Raw genomic sequence first — 16489 nt, forward strand, 5'->3', positions numbered from 1 at the left:
ATGGAGCAATCAGGCACTTCGGCCCTCTTGCAGGGCGCAGTGCAGGAGCTCGCCTCTGGTGTGGTCTCCGCCCTCCGTGGCGGAGACCACGTCACCGTATCGGGCCCCGAAGCACCGGAGGTCCCCGAGGCGGGCCTCTCCCTTCCGGCCGTACGCGTGCTGGGCGCGGACCTGCTGCTGCCGCAGGTGCTCTCCCGCACCCTGCCGGACATGGCGCAACTCGCCGTGTTCCGCAAGGCCGTGGAGAGCTTCCCGCCCCGACCCGACGCGACTCCCGCCGTGCGCTGGAGCCACTGGGCCATGCGCCGCACCCTGCGGCGCTTCGAGGCCGCGCCGGACGGCGTCCTCCCCGGTGACCGGGCCCAGGAGCCCGGCGCCTCCTGGCTGGACGGCGCCTCCTGGCAGTTCCTCACACACCAGCTGGCCGTGCTCGCCCCGCTCGCTCTGCCGGGTGAGGACTGCGCGGTCTGCGAGGCCGCCCGCCGCCGCCCCGTCGACGTGGCCCGCGGCTTCGTCCGCGCGGTGCGCCGCAGGGACTGGCAGCAGGCCGCCGGGGCCGGACGCTGGCTCACCCTGCTCGACGGGGTGCCACCGGAGCTGGGCCTGGAGGCCGGGCTGGACTTCGTGGAGCTGATGGGCGGCACCGATCCGCGCGTCGCGCTCCAGGTCGAGGCGGCCCGGGTGATGCGCGCGACCGGAGCCCGCGTATGACGGCCGCGCCCGCGGGGGCGACCCGGGACACCCGGCGCATCCGGGACACGCAGTCCGCCGCGCTCGCGTGGCTGTCCGCGCACCGTGGCGAGTTCGCCCTCGGCGAGGACGCCCTCGACCCCGACTGCCAGGTCAACTTCACCTGGAAGCCGCTCGGCGAACTCGCCCAGGTCTGCGCGACCGTACGGCTGCACACCCCGCCCACCGACCCGCTGCACGCCCAGGCCGGTGACCTGCTGCGGTTCGCCTGGGAACAGACCGACCACGGCGGGCTGTTCGTGGAACTGCAACGCCTCGAACCCTTCGCCACCTACCCGCTGGAGATCTACTCCGTCTTCGCCGCGGCGGGCCTGCGCCACCCCGGCTACGAGGCCGCCGCCGCGACTGTCGCCCGCAGCCGGGGCTGGCGGCTCACCGAACAGGAGCCCACCCGCCGGCTGGGCGTGCTGCGCGCCGAACGGCGCAGCGGCATCCGGCGGCCCGAGGACGCCGCCCGTGTCCTGCGCTCCACCTGGCTCGGCGGGCGCGCCGAACCCTGGGCGTTCGAACGCGCCGCCGGCTACTCGCTCACCCACGTGGTCTTCCACCTCACCGACTGGGGCCACGACCCCCAGGGCGTCCCCGCCGACCTCGCCGGCTACCTGGCCGACTGGCTGCCGCCCTGGCTGGACACCTGCCTGGACGCCGGGATGTGGGACCTGAGCTGCGAACTGCTCGTCGTCGCCGCCAGCCTCCCCGGAGGCCCGGACGCGGCGCTGCTGACGGACTCCTGGGCGCGGCTCGCGCCGGCGCAGTACGCGTCGGGCGCCCTGCCCGAGGAGGAACCGGACCGCGGCGCGGACGGCGGACGCGGCCCCGAACCCGACTTCCCGCACTGCTACCACTCCACCCTCATGGCCGCCTTCGCGGCGGCCCTGACCCTCGCGCGCCTCCCCGCGGACGCGGCGGCCGGGGCGCCCGGTGCCACGGCGCACCGGTACGGCGGACAAGGAGTGCCCGGATGACCGCCACCCGACTCATCCACACCGTGGGCGTCCGCGCCCTCGAATGGCTCTGGGCCCACCGCGACGGGTTCCGTCTGGAAGTCGACGTCGACCCGGAAGTGGGCTTCCTCGAGCGGTTCAAGCCGATCGGCGAACTGGCCCTGATCTGCAAGGTGCTGCTCCGTGAGGGCGTCGCCGGGTCACGCCAGGCCGAGCTGGCCCGCCGGCTGCTCGACCACACCTGGCGCGACACCCTCGACGGCGGCCGGATGCTGGTGCGCGGCCAGCGCATCGAGCCGGTCTCCCCCATCCCCTTCGAGGTGTACCTCGCCTACAAGGAACTCGGCTACAGCCAGCCCGAGGTCGAGCGCGCCACCGTCCTCAACCACCGGCTGGAGAGCTGGACGTCCTACGAGGTCACGCCGACCCGCCGGCTCGGCCTGTCCGCGTTCCAGCGCCGCTTCGGCCTCACCCCCCGCCCGCCGGAAGCCGACCTGGTGGACACCACCTGGCTGGCCCGCACCCCCGAGCCGTGGACGGTCACCGCGCGCATCGCCTACGACTTCACCCACACCGTCTTCCACCTCACCGACTGGGGCGAGCGGCCCGAGGGCCTGCCGCCCCGCCTCGCCGACTACCTGGCCACCTGGCTGCCGGTGTGGATCGACGACTGGCTGGACCTCGAACGCTGGGACCTGCTCGGCGAACTCCTCGTCGTCGACGCCTGCCTGCCCCGGCCCACCTTCGACGAGCGGGCCTGGGAGAAGTTCGCCGCGGTCCAGCAGCCCGACGGCGCCATGCCCGCCGTGCGGGAGATGCCCGAGGGCGACCCCGACGAGGTCTTCGACATCGTCTACCACCCCACCCTGGTCGCCGCCTTCGCCTCCGTGATGGCCACATCCCGCGCCCTCACCGAGCTGGCGCAGCCGGCGACATGAGCGCACCGGACGAGAGGAGCGAGCCGGACATGTACTGGCCGGGCGAGGAATCCGGCGTGGGCAGCGCCTCGGGCACGCCCCCCGCGGCAACCTCCGCCACGGACGACGCGGCGCTGCGGGAGCGGCTCGCGGCGGCCGTCGACGCCGTCGACGCGCCCGACGCCGTCTTCGCCGTCTCCCGGGGCGGCCGGCGCGTCCAGCACTGCGGCGGCACCGCCCCGCCGCCCCCCGTACCGCGGGAGGACCTGCGCTACGAGATCGGCTCGGCCTCGAAGGCGTTCGCCGGACTGCTGCTCGTCCAGCTGACCCGGCGCGGCCTGCTGACCGGCGGCGAGCCGGCCGCCGCCTGCCTCGATCCGGACCGCCTCCCCGGCCCGCACCCGGTGACGCTCGCCCACCTCGTCACCCACACCTCCGGGCTGCCCAACCTGCCGCGCGACTTCTACCTGCGCGGCCTGCCCGCCTGGCGCACCAACCCGTACGCCCGCTACCCGGCCGACCGGGTCACCGACGCCTTCCTGCGCCACCGGCCGCGCCACCGGCCCGGCACCCGGTGGCGGTACTCCAACTTCGGGGTCGCCGTGTTCGGACAGGCGGTCGCGGCGGCGACCGGCACCTCCTGGGAGGAGCTGCTCACCGCGCACGTGCTCGGCCCGCTCGGACTGCGCGGCACCGCGCTGCGCGCCGAGGACCCGAAGACCGACGCCGCCGGGCACGGCGCGGACGGCCGTACGCCGGTGCCCCCGTTCGATGCGGGCGGCTTCACGGCGGCGGGCGCGCTGCGCGCCACCCCGCACGATCTGCTGACCTTCCTCGAAGCCCACCTCGACCCGGAGGGCGTGCCGGGCGCGGTGCGCACACCGGTGCTCCAGCGCGGTCTGGGGCACCGGCATGTGCACACCGTGTCCTGGTTCCGGCATCCGACGCCGGGCGGGCCGCTGTACTTCCACAGCGGCGCCACCCTCGGCCAGCAGGCCTTCATCGGCTTCCGGCCCGACACCGGCACGGCCCTGGCCGCGGTGTGCACCCGCCGGTTCCGGCACCGCGACCCGTTCGTCACCACGGCGTACGGGATCCTCGCGGAGCCGTGAACCGGCGCTCCGATCCGGTTACAGCCGCTGCCAGAGCGCGGGCGTCGTGTCGGGCGCCCACGCGCCCTGCGCCTGGTGCCGCTGGAGGCACTGGTAGCGCACGCCGGCGACGGTCACGGTGGCCCCCACCTCGTAGACCCGGCCGGACTTCCACGCGTCCGCCGCGGTGCCGTCCTGCGGAGCGGGCGCGGACTGCTGCGACGCCGTCGTCAGGGTGAGGCCGAAGTCGCCGAGGATCGGGTTGACCGGCTGGTAGAACGTCGTGCCGCCCTCGGTGCAGTTGCCGCTGCCGCCGGAGGTGACGCCCTGCGCCTGGACGCCCGCCACGTACGGGCCGCCGGAGTCGCCGGGCTCGGCGCACACCGTGGTCTGGGTGAGGCCGTCGACGGTGCCCTCGGCGTAGCTGACGCTGACCTCGTGCTGTTCGATGGTGCCGCAGTGCCAGCCGGTGGTCGAGCCCGAACGGCACACCGACGCCCCGACCAGCGCCTCGACCGACCCGGCGACCTGCACCTTCTGGCCGCCCTCGCCCTTCACGTCCGGGGTCGCGGTCCAGTTCGCGTTGACGGCCACATGCGCCATGTCCTTGCCGGGGAACGTGGAGGCCTGGAACGTGCCCTGGTCGGCCTGGTTGAAGCCGGTGGTCTTCGCGCCCGCCTTGCCGCAGTGGCCGGCGGTGACGAAGCCCTGCTGCTGGTCCTTGGTGACGGAGAAGCCGACGGAGCAGCGGGCGGCGCCGTCGATGTAGAAGGCATCACCACCGGTGATGTTCTCGAACAGCCGCGGCCGGTTCGCCGTCACCCGGACGGCGACCTGTTCCGCACGGAGCCCGGCGGCCGACACGAACGCGGCCCCGGACGCCTGGTCCACGGCCTCCAGCACCACCCGGTTGCCCGGCACGTCGACGTACCACGTCGGGGAGTCGCGCGTGTCGTACAGGATGTCCGTGCTGTCCAGCCGCGCCTTCACGGCCCGCAGGGCGGCCAGGGTGTGCGTGACGACCACGGCCTTCGCGCCCTCGGCCTCGATGGCGGGCACGTCCTCGGCGTTGGTGGTCGCCACGGTCAGCTCGCCGGCCACCGGGCCGCGCAGCCAGGCGCCGGCGAACCGCTCGCCGAGCGCGTTGCGCAGCCTGCCCGCGCGCGCCCCGGCCTCCGCCTCGTTGACCAGCCGCTCCCGCGCCTGCGTCGACGTCAGCCTCAGGTCCCGCTGCAGCGCGAGGAGCACCTGCTGCGACGGCTTGTCGGCACCGAGGGTCTGGGCCGCCGTGGCGACGGAACCGGCGGAGGGCTCCGGATCGGCCGCCTCGGCCGTGGGGATCGCGGCGAGGACGAGCGCGCCGAGCACGGTGAGCGCGGCCCCGTGCCGGGCAACGGTGTGTCTGTGGGCCATTCGAGCTGTCTCCTTCGCTCCTGGGGAAGCTGCCGTGAGGCCATAGGCCTTGCCGCGGCGGCCCGCCGGGATGTCGCGTGCGGCGCGCTTTCGCGCTTTTGGTGACGCCTCGGAGCGCCATGTGCAGTAGGGCGCTGCGAGGCGGAGCGGGGCGCTCCTAGGCGGACCGGGGCGCCCTGAGGCGGAGCGGGGGCGCCCTGAGGCGGACCGGGGCGAGGGCAGGAGGGCGGGCCGAGGCGGGCAGGGGGGCGGGACGGGGCCGGTGTCACGCCGGTGTGAGCCCGGGGTTCCCCACCTCGGTGACGAACGACGCGGCCGTCGTGACGGGCGCGCCGGGCGTCGACACGGCCGGGATCGTCCGGAAGTCGGCCTCCGCCCGGGCCCGGTCCAGCCGCACCCGGAGGTAGCCGCGCCTGCCGTCGTAGAACTTCATGTGCGGGTTGGCCCGCAGGTGCGACTCCCAGTTGGGCAGCCTGGCCGCGCCGTCCTTGCCGCTGGTGATGGAGGTGCAGGCGAGTTCCGTGCCGAGGTTGCGGGAGGCCGGGTCGTCGAAGTCGTCCTTGATGTCGAGGGCATAGCTGACGTGGACGTCTCCGGTGAGGACGAGCCAGTTGGCGAGTCCGGCGGCCTTCGCCCCGGCGACGACCCGGTTGCGTGAGGCGCGGTAGCCGTCCCAGGCGTCCATGGAGACCTTCGGCGGGTTGGTCACGTCGAAGTTGCGCTGGCTGAACAGCACCTGCTGGGGCATCACGGTCCACAGCGCCCCGGAGTCGTGCCAGCCGTCGATCAGCCAGCGTTCCTGCTCGGCGCCGGTGAGGGTGCGCGCCGGGTCGTCGGACTCGGGGCCCGGGACGTGCGGGCGGTCGCCGTAGGCCTGGTCGGAGCGGTACTGGCGGGTGTCGAGCAGGTCGAACTGGGCGAGGGTGCCCCAGTGGAGGCGGCGGTACAGCCGGGCGTCCGGGCCCTGGGGGAGCTGCGCGGAGCGCAGCGGCTGGTTCTCCCAGTACGCGCGGTAGGCGGCGGCCCGCCGCAGCAGGAACTGCTCGGGCGGGCTGCCGTTCTCGTCGAAGGGGCCCGCGTAGTTGTTCTCGGTCTCGTGGTCGTCCCAGGTGACCACGAAGGGGTGCGTGGCGTGCGCGGCCTGCAGGTCGGCGTCGGTCTTGTACAGGGCGTACCGCATCCGGTAGTCCGCCAGGGTCATGGTCTCCCGGTTGAAGACGTCCGGGAGCGTGCCGTCGGCGTACCGGCGCTCGCCGCCGGCGGAGTTGACGGCGTACTCGTACAGGTAGTCGCCGAGGTGGAAGACGAGGTCGACGTCCTCGTTCGCCAGGTGCCGGTAGGCGGTGTAGTAGCCGTCGTGGTACGCCTGGCAGGCGACGGCGGCCAGGCGCAGGGACGCGACGGGGGTGCCGGTGTCCGGCGCGGTGTGGGTGCGGCCCACCGGGCTGATCCAGGCCCCGGTGCGGAACCGGTAGTAGTACGGGGTGCCCGGGTCCAGGCCCTTGACGTCGACGTGCACGCTGTGGCCGTACTCCGGGTAGGCCAGGGCGACGCCGTCGCGCACGACGACGGCGAACCACTCGTCGAGGGCGACCTCCCACTGCACGGCGATCCGCTGCTGTCCGAGTCCGCCGTCCGGCTCGTACGGGGTGGGCGCGAGCCGGGTCCACAGCACGACCGAGTCCGGCAGCGGATCGCCGGAGGCGACCCCCAGGGTGAAGGGGTCCTCGGTGATCCGGGCGGCGTCGAGCTGCGGGGCGGCCATCGCGCCCCGCGCGGGCAGGCCGGTGCCGAAGGCCAGGGTGGCGGCCGCGGCGGCGACGGTGAACAAGCGGCGGCGGGCGAGGTGCGGGACCGCGGCACGCCATACGGCGTCGGTGGGGGCCGAGGGATGCTCGGGCAGGCCTGTGCGACGGCCGGTGGGCGCCATCTGATGTCCTCTCATCACGCGGAGTACGCATGCTAAGCAGACAAAATGGGCAATTCAGGCACGCCTTGCGGTGGCGTCACACGGGGGACGTACGGACTGGTGCTCGAGCGCCTTCGTGACCTTTAATTGCCACCGCTATGCAACAACGCGAAAACGGCAACAAGGGTGTGAGGTCCATGACGGCCCGACGGATACGAGGTGCCGCCGTCACGGCGGCGTTGACCGCCGGGGTCGCCGCCTGCTCGGCACCCGGCGGCGGGACGGACGACGCGAAGGCCGCCGACTCCGTCGTCATCGGCGTGGCCACCGAGCCGGAGACCCTCAGCCCGCTGCTCGGCTACGGCAAGGACGGCAACTCCAAGATCTTCGACGGGCTGCTCGCCCGCGACGCCGGCCTGAAGCTGAAGCCGGCCCTCGCCACCGCGCTGCCGAAGATCACCGACGGCGGCCGCACGTACACCTACACCCTGCGCGACGGGGTCGAGTTCAGCGACGGCGAACCGCTGACCGCCGACGACGTCGTCTTCACCTACCGGACCGTCCTCGACGCCAAGACCAACAACACCGCCAAGAGCGAGCTGGACGCCGTCGACAGCGTCACGGCACGCGGCGACGACACGGTCGTCTTCCGCCTGAAGTACCCCTACGCGCCCTTCGCCGCCCGCACGGTCCTGCCCATCGTCCCCGAGCACATCGCCGGGAAGCAGGACCCCAACACCGGCTCCTTCAACACCGAGCCCGTCGGCACCGGACCGTACGTCCTCGCCGACTGGCGCAAGGGCGAGAAGCTCACCTTCAAGGCCAACCCCCGCTACTGGGGCCCCGAGCCGAAGGTGAAGACCTTCACCATGGCGGTCATCGCCGACGACGACGTCCGCGCCACCCGGCTGCGCTCCGGCGACCTCGACGGCGCCGTCCTGCCGCCCAACCTCGCCGCCACCTTCGCCGAGGACGGCGACAAGCGGACGTACGAGGCGAAGTCCTACGACTTCCGGGCCGTCACCCTCCCCAGCGACGGACCCGTCACCGGCGACCGGGCGATCCGGCGGGCCCTCGACGCCGCCGTGGACCGCCGGGCCATGGTCGACAAGATCCTCGACGGCGCGGGCCGCCCCGCCTACGGGCCGCTGCCCACCGACGACCCCGCGTTCGACCCCGCCGTCGAACGCGACCGCGACCTCGCCAAGGCGGACGAGATCCTCGACAAGGCCGGCTGGAAGCCCGGCGGCGACGGCGTCCGCGCCAAGGACGGCCGCCGCGCCTCCTTCACCCTGCTCTACCCCTCCGGCGACAAGGTCCGCCAGGACCACGCCCTCGCCTACGCCTCCGACGCCAAGAAGGCCGGCATCGAGGTGAAGGTGGAGAGCGCCACCTGGGAGGTCATCGAGCCGCGCATGGGCAAGGACGCGGTCCTCGCCGGCTTCGGCAGCGTCGGCGACCCCGACTTCGGCCTGTACACCCTGCTGCACTCCTCCCTCGCCGGCGACGGCTTCAACAACATGGCCCGCTACCGCAACCCGGCCGTGGACAAGGCCCTCGACACCGGCCGCCGCACCCAGGACCCGGGCCGGCGCGAGGCCGCCTACGGCACGGTCCAGCGCGCCCTCGTCGACGACCCCGGCTACACCTTCCTCACCCACATCGACCACGTGTACGTGCTCGCCGACCGCTGGGACGGCCTGACCACCCAGCTGGAGCCGCACGAGCACGGCTTCGCCAGCGGCCCCTGGTGGAACATCGAGGACTGGCGGCCGAAGCGATGAGGACGCCCCCCTGGGGGGCGATGGCACGCCTGGCGGGACGACGGGCCCTGTTCGCGGGGCCCGTCCTCCTCGCCGTCACCTTCGGCGTGTTCGCCATCGCCGCCGCCTCCCCGTTCGACCCCGTCAAGGCCTACGCCGGCACCGCCGCGCTCGGCGCCGACCAGGAGACCCTGGACCGGCTGCGCGCCAACCTCGGCGTGGACCAGCCGTTCTGGACCCGCTGGTGGGACTGGCTGACCGCCGCCCTCACCGGCGACCTCGGCCACTCCACCGTGCTGCGCCAGCCGGTCACCCAGGTCATCGGCGAACGCCTGGTGTGGTCGGCGCTGCTGTGCGCGGTCGCGTTCGCCGTCGCCGTACTGCTCGGCACGGTGCTCGGCGTGCTCGCCGCCCGCCGCCCCGGCTCCCTCGTGGACCGCGCCGTCAGCGCGCTCGCCTACCTCCTGGAGGCCGCCCCGGTCTTCTGGATCGCGCTGCTCGCCGTCTGGCTGTTCGCCCTGCGCTGGGACCTCCTCCCGGCGGGCGGCCTCACCGACACCGCCAGCCGGCAGGTCACCTTCGGGCAGGTCACGAGCCACCTGGTGCTGCCCGCCGGGGTGCTCGCCGTCTCCCAGCTGCCCTGGTTCACGCTCTACGTCCGCCAGGGCGTCGGCGACGCACTCGCCGAGGACCCGGTGCGCGGCGCCCGCGCCCGGGGCCTGGCCGAACGCACCGTGCTGCTCGGCCACGCCCTGCGCTCCGGACTGCTGCCCGTGCTCACCCTGATCGGCTCCCGCGTGCCCGAACTCATCACCGGCGCCCTGCTGGTGGAGAGCGTCTTCAGCTGGCCCGGCATCGCCGCCGCCACCGTCCAGGCGGCCACCGCCGTCGACTTCCCGCTGCTGGCCGCCCTCACCACGCTCGCCACCGCCGCCGTCCTCGTCGGCAACCTGCTCGCCGACCTGCTCTACGGACTGTTCGACCCGAGGGTGAAGCTCAGTGACATGTGACGCACCGGCGCCCGCCGCGGCGAAGTCCCCGGCCGGGCGCGCCTGGCGGTCGTACGGCACGAACCGCCGCACCAGCCGCGCCCTGCGGGTCCGCGTCTCGGCCGCCGTGCTGGCCGCGACCGTCCTCGCCGTGCTGCTCGTCCCGCCCCTGGCCCAGCTCGACCAGCAGGCCGTCGACCTGGCCGCCAAGCTGGAGGCGCCCTCCTGGGAGCACCCGTTCGGCACCGACGACGTCGGCCGCGACCTGCTGCTGCGCTGCGTCTACGGGCTGCGGGTCTCGCTGCTCGTCGGCGTGGCCGCGGCGCTCACCGCCACCGTCGTCGGCACCGCCGTCGGCGCCACCGCCGGAGCACTCGGCGGCTGGGCCGACCGCGCCGTCATGCGGGTCGTCGACACCGTCTCCTCCGTGCCGCACCTGCTGCTCGGCATCTTCATCGTCGCCATGTTCCGGCCCGGCGTCTGGCCCGTGGTGGTCTCCGTCGCCCTCACCCACTGGCTGTCCACCGCGCGGATCGTGCGCGCCGAGGTGCTGTCGCTGCGCTCCCGGCCGTACATCGACGCCGCCGTCAGCGGGGGAGCGTCCCGGTGGCGGGTGACCGTACGGCACCTGCTGCCCGCCGTGCTGCCGCAGGCCGCGCTCGCCGCCGTCCTGATGGTGCCGCACGCCATGTGGCACGAGTCCGCGCTGTCCTTCCTCGGCCTCGGCCTGCCCACCCACACCGCGAGCCTCGGCAACCTCATCCAGAGCGCCCGCGGCTCCCTGCTCGCCGGGCAGTGGTGGCCCACCCTCTTCCCCGGCCTGTTCATCATCCTGCCCACCCTCGCCATCGCCGGACTCGCCGGCGCCTGGCGGGAGCGGATCAACCCCCGCCGCCGATCGGAGCTGATGCTGTGAGCGAGCGCGCCCCCGCCCCCGTCCTGTCGGTGCACGGTCTGTCGGTGCGTTTCCTGATGCCCGGCGGACGCGGTGTCGCCGCCGTGACCGACGCCCACTTCGACGTCGCGCCCGGCGAGTGCCTGGCGCTCATCGGCGAGAGCGGCTGCGGCAAGTCCGTGCTGGCCTCCGCCCTGCTCGGACTGCTGCCCGGCAACGCCCAGGTCGCCGGACAGGCCCTCCTCGGCGACCTCGACCTGCTCGCCGCCGACGAGCGGACCCTCGCCCGCACCGTCCGCGGCCGCCTCGTCGGTCTCGTCCCGCAGAGCCCGGCCGCGCACCTCACCCCCGTGCGCACCATCCGCTCCCAGCTGGAGGAGACGGTCGCCGCGCTCACCCCGGTGCGCGGCCGGGACGCCCTGCGCGCCGCCGCCGAACGGGCCGCCGAGCGCGCCGCGTTCCCGGCCGGCCACCTCGACCGCTACCCGCACGAACTCTCCGGCGGCCTCGCCCAGCGCGCCGCCACCGCACTCGCCCTCGTCGGCGACGCCCCGCTGCTGCTCGCCGACGAGCCGACCACCGGCCTCGACCGCGACCTCGTCGACCGCACCGTCGACGAGCTGCGGCGGCATGTCGACGAGGGGGCCTGGGGTGGCGAGAGGGCCAGGAGGGCCGCGGAGGCGGCGGGCGGCGCGACGGCCGAGGTCGCGGAGCAGGCCAAGGGTGCCAAGAAGGCCGAAGGGGCCGAGAGGGCCAAGGGCGCCGAGAAGGCCGAAGGGGCCGAGACGGCCGAGGGCGCCGAGGGTACGGCAAAGGCCGAGGGACCCGTCGCCTCCACCGGGCGCGCGCTGCTGGTGATCACGCACGACCTGGCCGCCGCCGAACGCATCGCCGACCGCGTCGCCGTGATGTACGCGGGCCGCATCGTCGAACTCGCCGACGCCGCCGCCTTCTTCGGCGCGCCCGGCCCCCGCCACCCCTACAGCCGCGGTCTCCTCGACGCCCTGCCCGACCGCGCCTTCACCCCCATCCCCGGCATGCCCCCGGAACTCGGCGACCTCCCCGACGGCTGCGCCTTCGCCCCGCGCTGCGCCCGCGCCACCGAGGTCTGCGGCACCCCGCCGCCGGGCGGCGCCGTCGCCTGTCACCACCCGTACGCGGTCGAGGACGTCCGGGACACCACCCGCGTGGGAGACCTCCGTGCCTGAAACCCCCGTGTCCGCGACCTCCGCGACCGCCGCAGCCTCCGCGTCCGCCGCACCCTCCACGGCCGGCACCGTCACACCCGAGCCCTCCGCGCCCGCGACGCCCCTGCTCGAACTGCGCGCCATCACCGCCGGATACGACCGCCGCGACCCCGTCGTCCGGGACGTCTCCCTGACCGTCGCCCCCGGTGAGGCCGTCGGACTGCTCGGGCCCAGCGGGTGCGGCAAGTCCACCCTGGCGCGGGTCGCCGCACTGCTGCACCGCCCCGACGCGGGCGCCGTCGTGCTCGACGGCACCCCCGCGCGCGGATGGCGCCACCGCGCGCCCCGCGAGCAGCGCACCGCGTTCGGTGTCGTCTTCCAGCAGCCGCGGCTCTCCGCCGACCCCCGGCTGCGGCTCGCCGACCTGATCGCCGAACCCCTGCGCGCCACCGGCCGGCGCGCCCAGGTCCCCGAACGGGTCGCCGAACTCGCCGCCACGGTCGGCCTGACCCCGGACCTGCTGACCCGGCGGCCGCACGAGGTCAGCGACGGCCAGCTGCAGCGCGCCTGCCTCGCCCGCGCCCTGGTGCTGCGCCCGCGCCTGCTGGTGTGCGACGAGATGACCGCGATGCTCGACGCCTCCACCACCGCCGCCCTGGTCGCCGTCGTGGAGGACTACCGGGCCGCCACCGGAGCGGGACTGCTCGCCGTGGGTCACGACCACGTCCTGCTGCGTCGCTGGTGCGACCGCACGGTCCACTGGGACGAGCTGACCGCGCACCGGGCCGGCTGAACCCCACCGGCCACCTCCGTCACGAGCACCGGCGTTTCGGCCAACGCCGGTGCCGGCACGGCCCGTGCGGTACGCGGACGCGGCGCGCCCCGCCCCGGCATCACCGGCCTCCCCGTCGTCCGGAATCGAGCGCGTTCGATTCGCCCTCGCCCTCGTTGAGCCGGGCACCGCCGGACCACCCAGGTGCGGCGCCCGACCCGAGGAGGGATGCAGGTGACCGTTCCCGACACCGCGCCAGAAAGCCCGAAGACGCCACCCCCTCCACCACCGGCGACGATCGCCTACGGGGGCAAGTTCGGCAAGAACCCGCTGGAGGAGGCCAGTTTCCGGGCGATGTGCCGGCGGCTGCCCGCCGTGCTCGGCCAGACCGCCCGCATGGCCTGGGCCGTCTACCGCCCCGCCGTCCTGCTGCTGCTCGGCTGCCAGCTCCTCACCGGCGTCGCCGCCGCCGTCGTCCTCGGCTTCACCGCGCGCGCCATGACCCATCTCCTCGCGGGCGGCGCGGTCCCCGACCGCCTGCACGCCGCCCTGCCGGACCTCCTGGCCGTCGCCGCGGCCGCCGCGGCCGGCCGGGTCGGCGCCGCCCTCGCCTCCTACGCCGACGGACGGATCACCCCCCGCCTCACCACCGAGGCCGACGTCGCCCTGGTGTCCGCCGTCTGCCGCGTCGAGGCCTCCGCCTACGGCGTGGACGGCTTCGCCGACCGTCAGGAGGCCGCCGAGGTCGGCGTCACCCGCACCACCTACATGGTCCGCGACGCCCAGCGCTTCGTGGCCTCCCTCATCCGCATGCTCGCCGCGGCCGGCGTCATCGGCGCCCTGCACGGGCTGATGCTGCCGCTGCTGCTCCTCGCCGTGCTGCCCGCCGGCCTCGGCGCCGTGCTCTCCGCCCGCGTCGACTACGCCACGCACTACGCCAACGTCGCCGACCGCAACGTCCGCGGCATGATGCGGTTCTGGGCCACCTACCCGCGCCACGGCGACGAGATCCGCGCCAACGGCATGACCGGCTACCTCGTCTACTGGTACCGCGCCCTGTCCGAGCGCATCGACCGGCGCACCCTGTCCGCCGCGCCGCGCATGCTGCGCATCGTCCTCGCCACCTCCGCCCTCGGCGGGGTGTTCCTGCTCGGCACCTGGGCCGCGCTCGCCTGGCTCGCCGCCACCGGCCGGGTCGCGCTGCCCGTCGCCGCCACCGCGGTCGTCGCCGTGCAGACCACGCTGGCCGCGCTCTCCCAGCTCGTGCAGCACGGAGCCGCCCTGTTCCACACCTCGCTCTACCTCGCCGACATGCGCGCCTTCCTCGACCTCGCCGCCGAACGCGCCCCGCGGCGAGGCGACCTGACGATCCCCGAGGAGGTGGCCGAGATCCGGCTCGACGAGGTCGTCTACCGGTACCCCGGCAAGGACGAGCCCGCCGTCGCCGGCGTCTCCCTCACCCTGCGCCGCGGCGAGATCCTGGCGGTCGTCGGCGAGAACGGCTCCGGCAAGTCCACCCTCACCAAGCTCCTGACCGGCATCCTCCTGCCGGACAAGGGACAGGTCCGGTGGGACGGCGTCGACCTGGCCCGGGTCCGGCCCGACTCGGTCTGGGCGCGCACCGCGCTCGTCCCGCAGAACTTCGCCTGCTGGCCGCTGCGCACCCGCGAGAACGTCACCCTCGGCCAGCCCCGCACCCACGACGACGCCCCCGTGTGGGAGGCCGTCGACGCCGTCGGCATGCGCGAGGCCGTCGAGCGGCTGCCGCACGGGCTCGACACCCTGCTCGCCCGGGAACTCTTCGGCGGCGTCGAGCTGTCCGGCGGCCAGTGGCAGCGCCTGGCCTGCGCCCGCGCCCTGTACCGCCGTACCCCGCTGCTGATCCTCGACGAGCCGACCTCGCAGATGGACCCGCGCGGCGAGCACCGCATCTTCCTGGAGATCAAACGCATCGCCGCCGAGCGGATGACCGTCGTCGTCACCCACCAGCTGGAGAACACCCGCCTCGCCGACCGGATCGTCGTCCTGCGGGAGGGCCGTATCGTCGAACAGGGTTCCTACGACGACCTGGTCCACGCGGGCGGCCTGTTCGCCGAGCTGGTCGCCCTCGCCAAGGACCGGTAGGCGCAGCACCGCTCGCACAGGACCGGCCGCGACCGGCACGCGCACCCCCCTGCCGTGCGAGACGACCCCCTCCGCGCGGGCGCACCCTGGAAGGAGGAAGACTCGCGCGGCCCGGGGGCTCAGCCCTCGGCGGGGGTGTGCGTGGTGGCGAACGCGGCCAGCGCCTCCGCGGTGCGCGGGCCGGCGGCGGGGTCGGACAGCAGGCCCCGCGCGTGCAGCAGCCGGGCCGCCGCGACCCCCCACGGCAGCCGCAGACCCGCCTGCTCCAGCAGGTCCGCGCGGGCGAGCAGGTCGGGCGCCGGGCCGGTGCGCACACCGGACGGGGTGAGCAGCGCCGCGTCATCGGCCCAGCGCAGCGCCAGGTCCACGTCGTGCGTGGCCATCACCACCGTCGTACCGTTCGCCCGCAGCCCGTCGAGCGTGGCCAGCAGCCGCTCCTGGCCGTCCGGGTCGAGCCCGGCGGTCGGCTCGTCGAGGATCAGCACCCGCGGCCGCATCGCGACCGCGCCCGCGATCGCGGTCCGCTTGCGCTGCCCGTACGACAGCAGATGGGTGGGCCGGTCGGCCAGCGCGGTGATGTCCAGCGCCGCCAGCGCCTCCGCGACCCGCGCCCGCACCCGCGGTTCGGACAGCCCCAGGTTCAGCGGTCCGAACGACACGTCCTGCGCGACGGACGCCGCGAACAGCTGGTCGTCCGGGTCCTGCACGACCAGCTGGACGGTCGTCCGCAGCCGGGTCAGCCCCTTGCGGTCGTAGCGCACCGGCGTGCCCTCGACCACCAGCTCGCCCTCACGCGGGCGCAGCCCCCCGCTGAGCAGCCGCATCAGCGTGGTCTTGCCGCTGCCGTTGCGGCCGAGCAGCGCCAGCGCGCGGGACGCGCGCACCTCGAAGTCGAGCCCGCTGAGCACGGGCGGACCGTCCTCGTAGGCGAACGACGCGCCCCGCAGGGCGACCAGGGCGGTGGCCTCGCTCATGTCAGCGTGCCCTTCCCGTACGCATCCAGTACGAACGTGAGCGCGACCAGCGCCGCCAGCAGGGCGCAGCTCGCGACGGTGAAACGGACGGAGACCCGGGCCTCGGGCACCAGGACGCGCAGGGTGCCGTCGTACCCGCGCCCGGCGAGCCCCGCCTGGAGCCGCGTCGCCCGGTCGAAGGCGCGGACGAACGCGGTGGCGCCGAGCCCGCCCAGCGAACGCCAGGCCGCGGCCCGCGTGGTGTGCCCGAGCCGGGCGGCCTGCGCGTCCCGGATCAGCCGCACCGAGTCCAGCAGCAGGAAACTCATCCGGTACGTCACCAGCGCCACGTCGACGACCGGCGCGGGCACCCCCGCCCGCACCAGCCGGGGCAGCAGGTCGGACATCGGCGTGGTGAAGGCGAACAGCAGCACCCCGAGGGAGGCCGCCGAGGTGCGCAGCAGCAGCTCCCCGGCGCGCACCGCGCCACCGGGGGCGAGCGCGACGAACCCGCCGGGCCCGCCCACCTGGACCAGCAGCGTCGCCGCGCCGGTCACACAGAACCCGAGCGGCACCCGGTACGCGCGCCACAGCCGCCGGCCGGGCACTCCCGCCGGGCCGAGCAGCACGGCCAGCGCCGCCGACAGCACCAGCGCCGCGCCCGGCCACGGCGGCAGGGAGATCGCGAGCACGGTCAGGCCGAGCCCGAGCACGGCCTTGTCCACGGGGTGACGGCGGCGCCAGCGGCTGCCGTGCGCCGCCGCGTCGATCGGCAGCACGCG

General features: G+C 74.9%; 14 protein-coding genes. 10 read left to right on the forward strand and 4 right to left on the reverse strand.

Going from position 1 to position 16489, the window contains the following annotated elements; genetic code table 11:
- The 4 genes from G7Z13_RS29400 to G7Z13_RS29415 are packed head-to-tail and all read left to right on the forward strand — an operon-like array spanning position 1 to position 3723.
- A complete protein-coding gene (locus tag G7Z13_RS29400) occupies positions 1 to 711 on the forward strand; it encodes a hypothetical protein (protein ID WP_166003263.1) in 711 nt (236 codons plus the stop codon).
- On the forward strand, positions 708 to 1715 hold the full coding sequence (locus G7Z13_RS29405) for a hypothetical protein (protein ID WP_166003265.1): 1008 nt from the start codon (positions 708 to 710) through the stop codon (positions 1713 to 1715). The genes G7Z13_RS29400 and G7Z13_RS29405 overlap by 4 nt, the downstream gene beginning before the upstream one ends.
- Positions 1712 to 2632, forward strand: a complete 921-nt coding sequence (locus tag G7Z13_RS29410) for a hypothetical protein (protein ID WP_166003267.1) — start codon at positions 1712 to 1714, stop codon at positions 2630 to 2632. Before G7Z13_RS29405 ends, G7Z13_RS29410 begins: the two co-directional genes overlap by 4 nt.
- Positions 2629 to 3723, forward strand: a complete 1095-nt coding sequence (locus tag G7Z13_RS29415; protein WP_240926382.1) for a beta-lactamase family protein — start codon at positions 2629 to 2631, stop codon at positions 3721 to 3723. Before G7Z13_RS29410 ends, G7Z13_RS29415 begins: the two co-directional genes overlap by 4 nt.
- 18 nt (positions 3724 to 3741) lie before the next feature.
- Here G7Z13_RS29415 and G7Z13_RS29420 read toward each other — a convergent pair whose 3' ends face one another.
- Complete coding sequence (locus G7Z13_RS29420; protein WP_166003269.1) at positions 3742 to 5115, reverse strand: trypsin-like serine protease; 1374 nt, start codon at positions 5113 to 5115, stop codon at positions 3742 to 3744.
- A gap of 265 nt (positions 5116 to 5380) precedes the next feature.
- The gene (locus G7Z13_RS29425) at positions 5381 to 7045 is read right to left on the reverse strand and encodes an alkaline phosphatase D family protein (RefSeq protein WP_166005420.1); all 1665 of its coding nucleotides are present in this window, start codon (positions 7043 to 7045) and stop codon (positions 5381 to 5383) included.
- Between the two features lie 176 nt (positions 7046 to 7221).
- Between G7Z13_RS29425 and G7Z13_RS29430 the strand changes: the two genes are divergently transcribed.
- From G7Z13_RS29430 to G7Z13_RS29455, 6 genes are all read left to right on the forward strand, one after another.
- Positions 7222 to 8808, forward strand: a complete 1587-nt coding sequence (locus G7Z13_RS29430) for an ABC transporter substrate-binding protein (protein WP_166003271.1) — start codon at positions 7222 to 7224, stop codon at positions 8806 to 8808.
- A gap of 20 nt (positions 8809 to 8828) precedes the next feature.
- A complete protein-coding gene (locus G7Z13_RS29435) occupies positions 8829 to 9797 on the forward strand; it encodes an ABC transporter permease (protein ID WP_166005422.1) in 969 nt (322 codons plus the stop codon).
- The gene (locus tag G7Z13_RS29440; RefSeq protein ID WP_166003273.1) at positions 9787 to 10692 is read left to right on the forward strand and encodes an ABC transporter permease; all 906 of its coding nucleotides are present in this window, start codon (positions 9787 to 9789) and stop codon (positions 10690 to 10692) included. Before G7Z13_RS29435 ends, G7Z13_RS29440 begins: the two co-directional genes overlap by 11 nt.
- Before the next feature lie 56 nt (positions 10693 to 10748).
- Positions 10749 to 11879, forward strand: coding sequence for an ABC transporter ATP-binding protein (locus G7Z13_RS29445; protein ID WP_166005423.1), 1131 nt, complete (start codon positions 10749 to 10751; stop codon positions 11877 to 11879).
- Between the two features lie 103 nt (positions 11880 to 11982).
- Positions 11983 to 12651, forward strand: a complete 669-nt coding sequence (locus tag G7Z13_RS29450; protein WP_166005425.1) for an ATP-binding cassette domain-containing protein — start codon at positions 11983 to 11985, stop codon at positions 12649 to 12651.
- A gap of 333 nt (positions 12652 to 12984) precedes the next feature.
- A complete protein-coding gene (locus G7Z13_RS29455; RefSeq protein WP_240926546.1) occupies positions 12985 to 14754 on the forward strand; it encodes an ATP-binding cassette domain-containing protein in 1770 nt (589 codons plus the stop codon).
- Between the two features lie 119 nt (positions 14755 to 14873).
- Here G7Z13_RS29455 and G7Z13_RS29460 read toward each other — a convergent pair whose 3' ends face one another.
- Both G7Z13_RS29460 and cbiQ read right to left on the reverse strand, forming a co-directional pair.
- On the reverse strand, positions 14874 to 15728 hold the full coding sequence (locus G7Z13_RS29460; protein WP_166003278.1) for an ATP-binding cassette domain-containing protein: 855 nt from the start codon (positions 15726 to 15728) through the stop codon (positions 14874 to 14876).
- Complete coding sequence (gene cbiQ / locus G7Z13_RS29465; RefSeq protein WP_166003280.1) at positions 15725 to 16486, reverse strand: cobalt ECF transporter T component CbiQ; 762 nt, start codon at positions 16484 to 16486, stop codon at positions 15725 to 15727. Before cbiQ ends, G7Z13_RS29460 begins: the two co-directional genes overlap by 4 nt.
- Between the last annotated feature and the right edge of the window lie 3 nt (positions 16487 to 16489).

The sequence above is a fragment of the Streptomyces sp. JB150 genome, assembly GCF_011193355.1.
GTDB lineage: Bacteria > Actinomycetota > Actinomycetes > Streptomycetales > Streptomycetaceae > Streptomyces.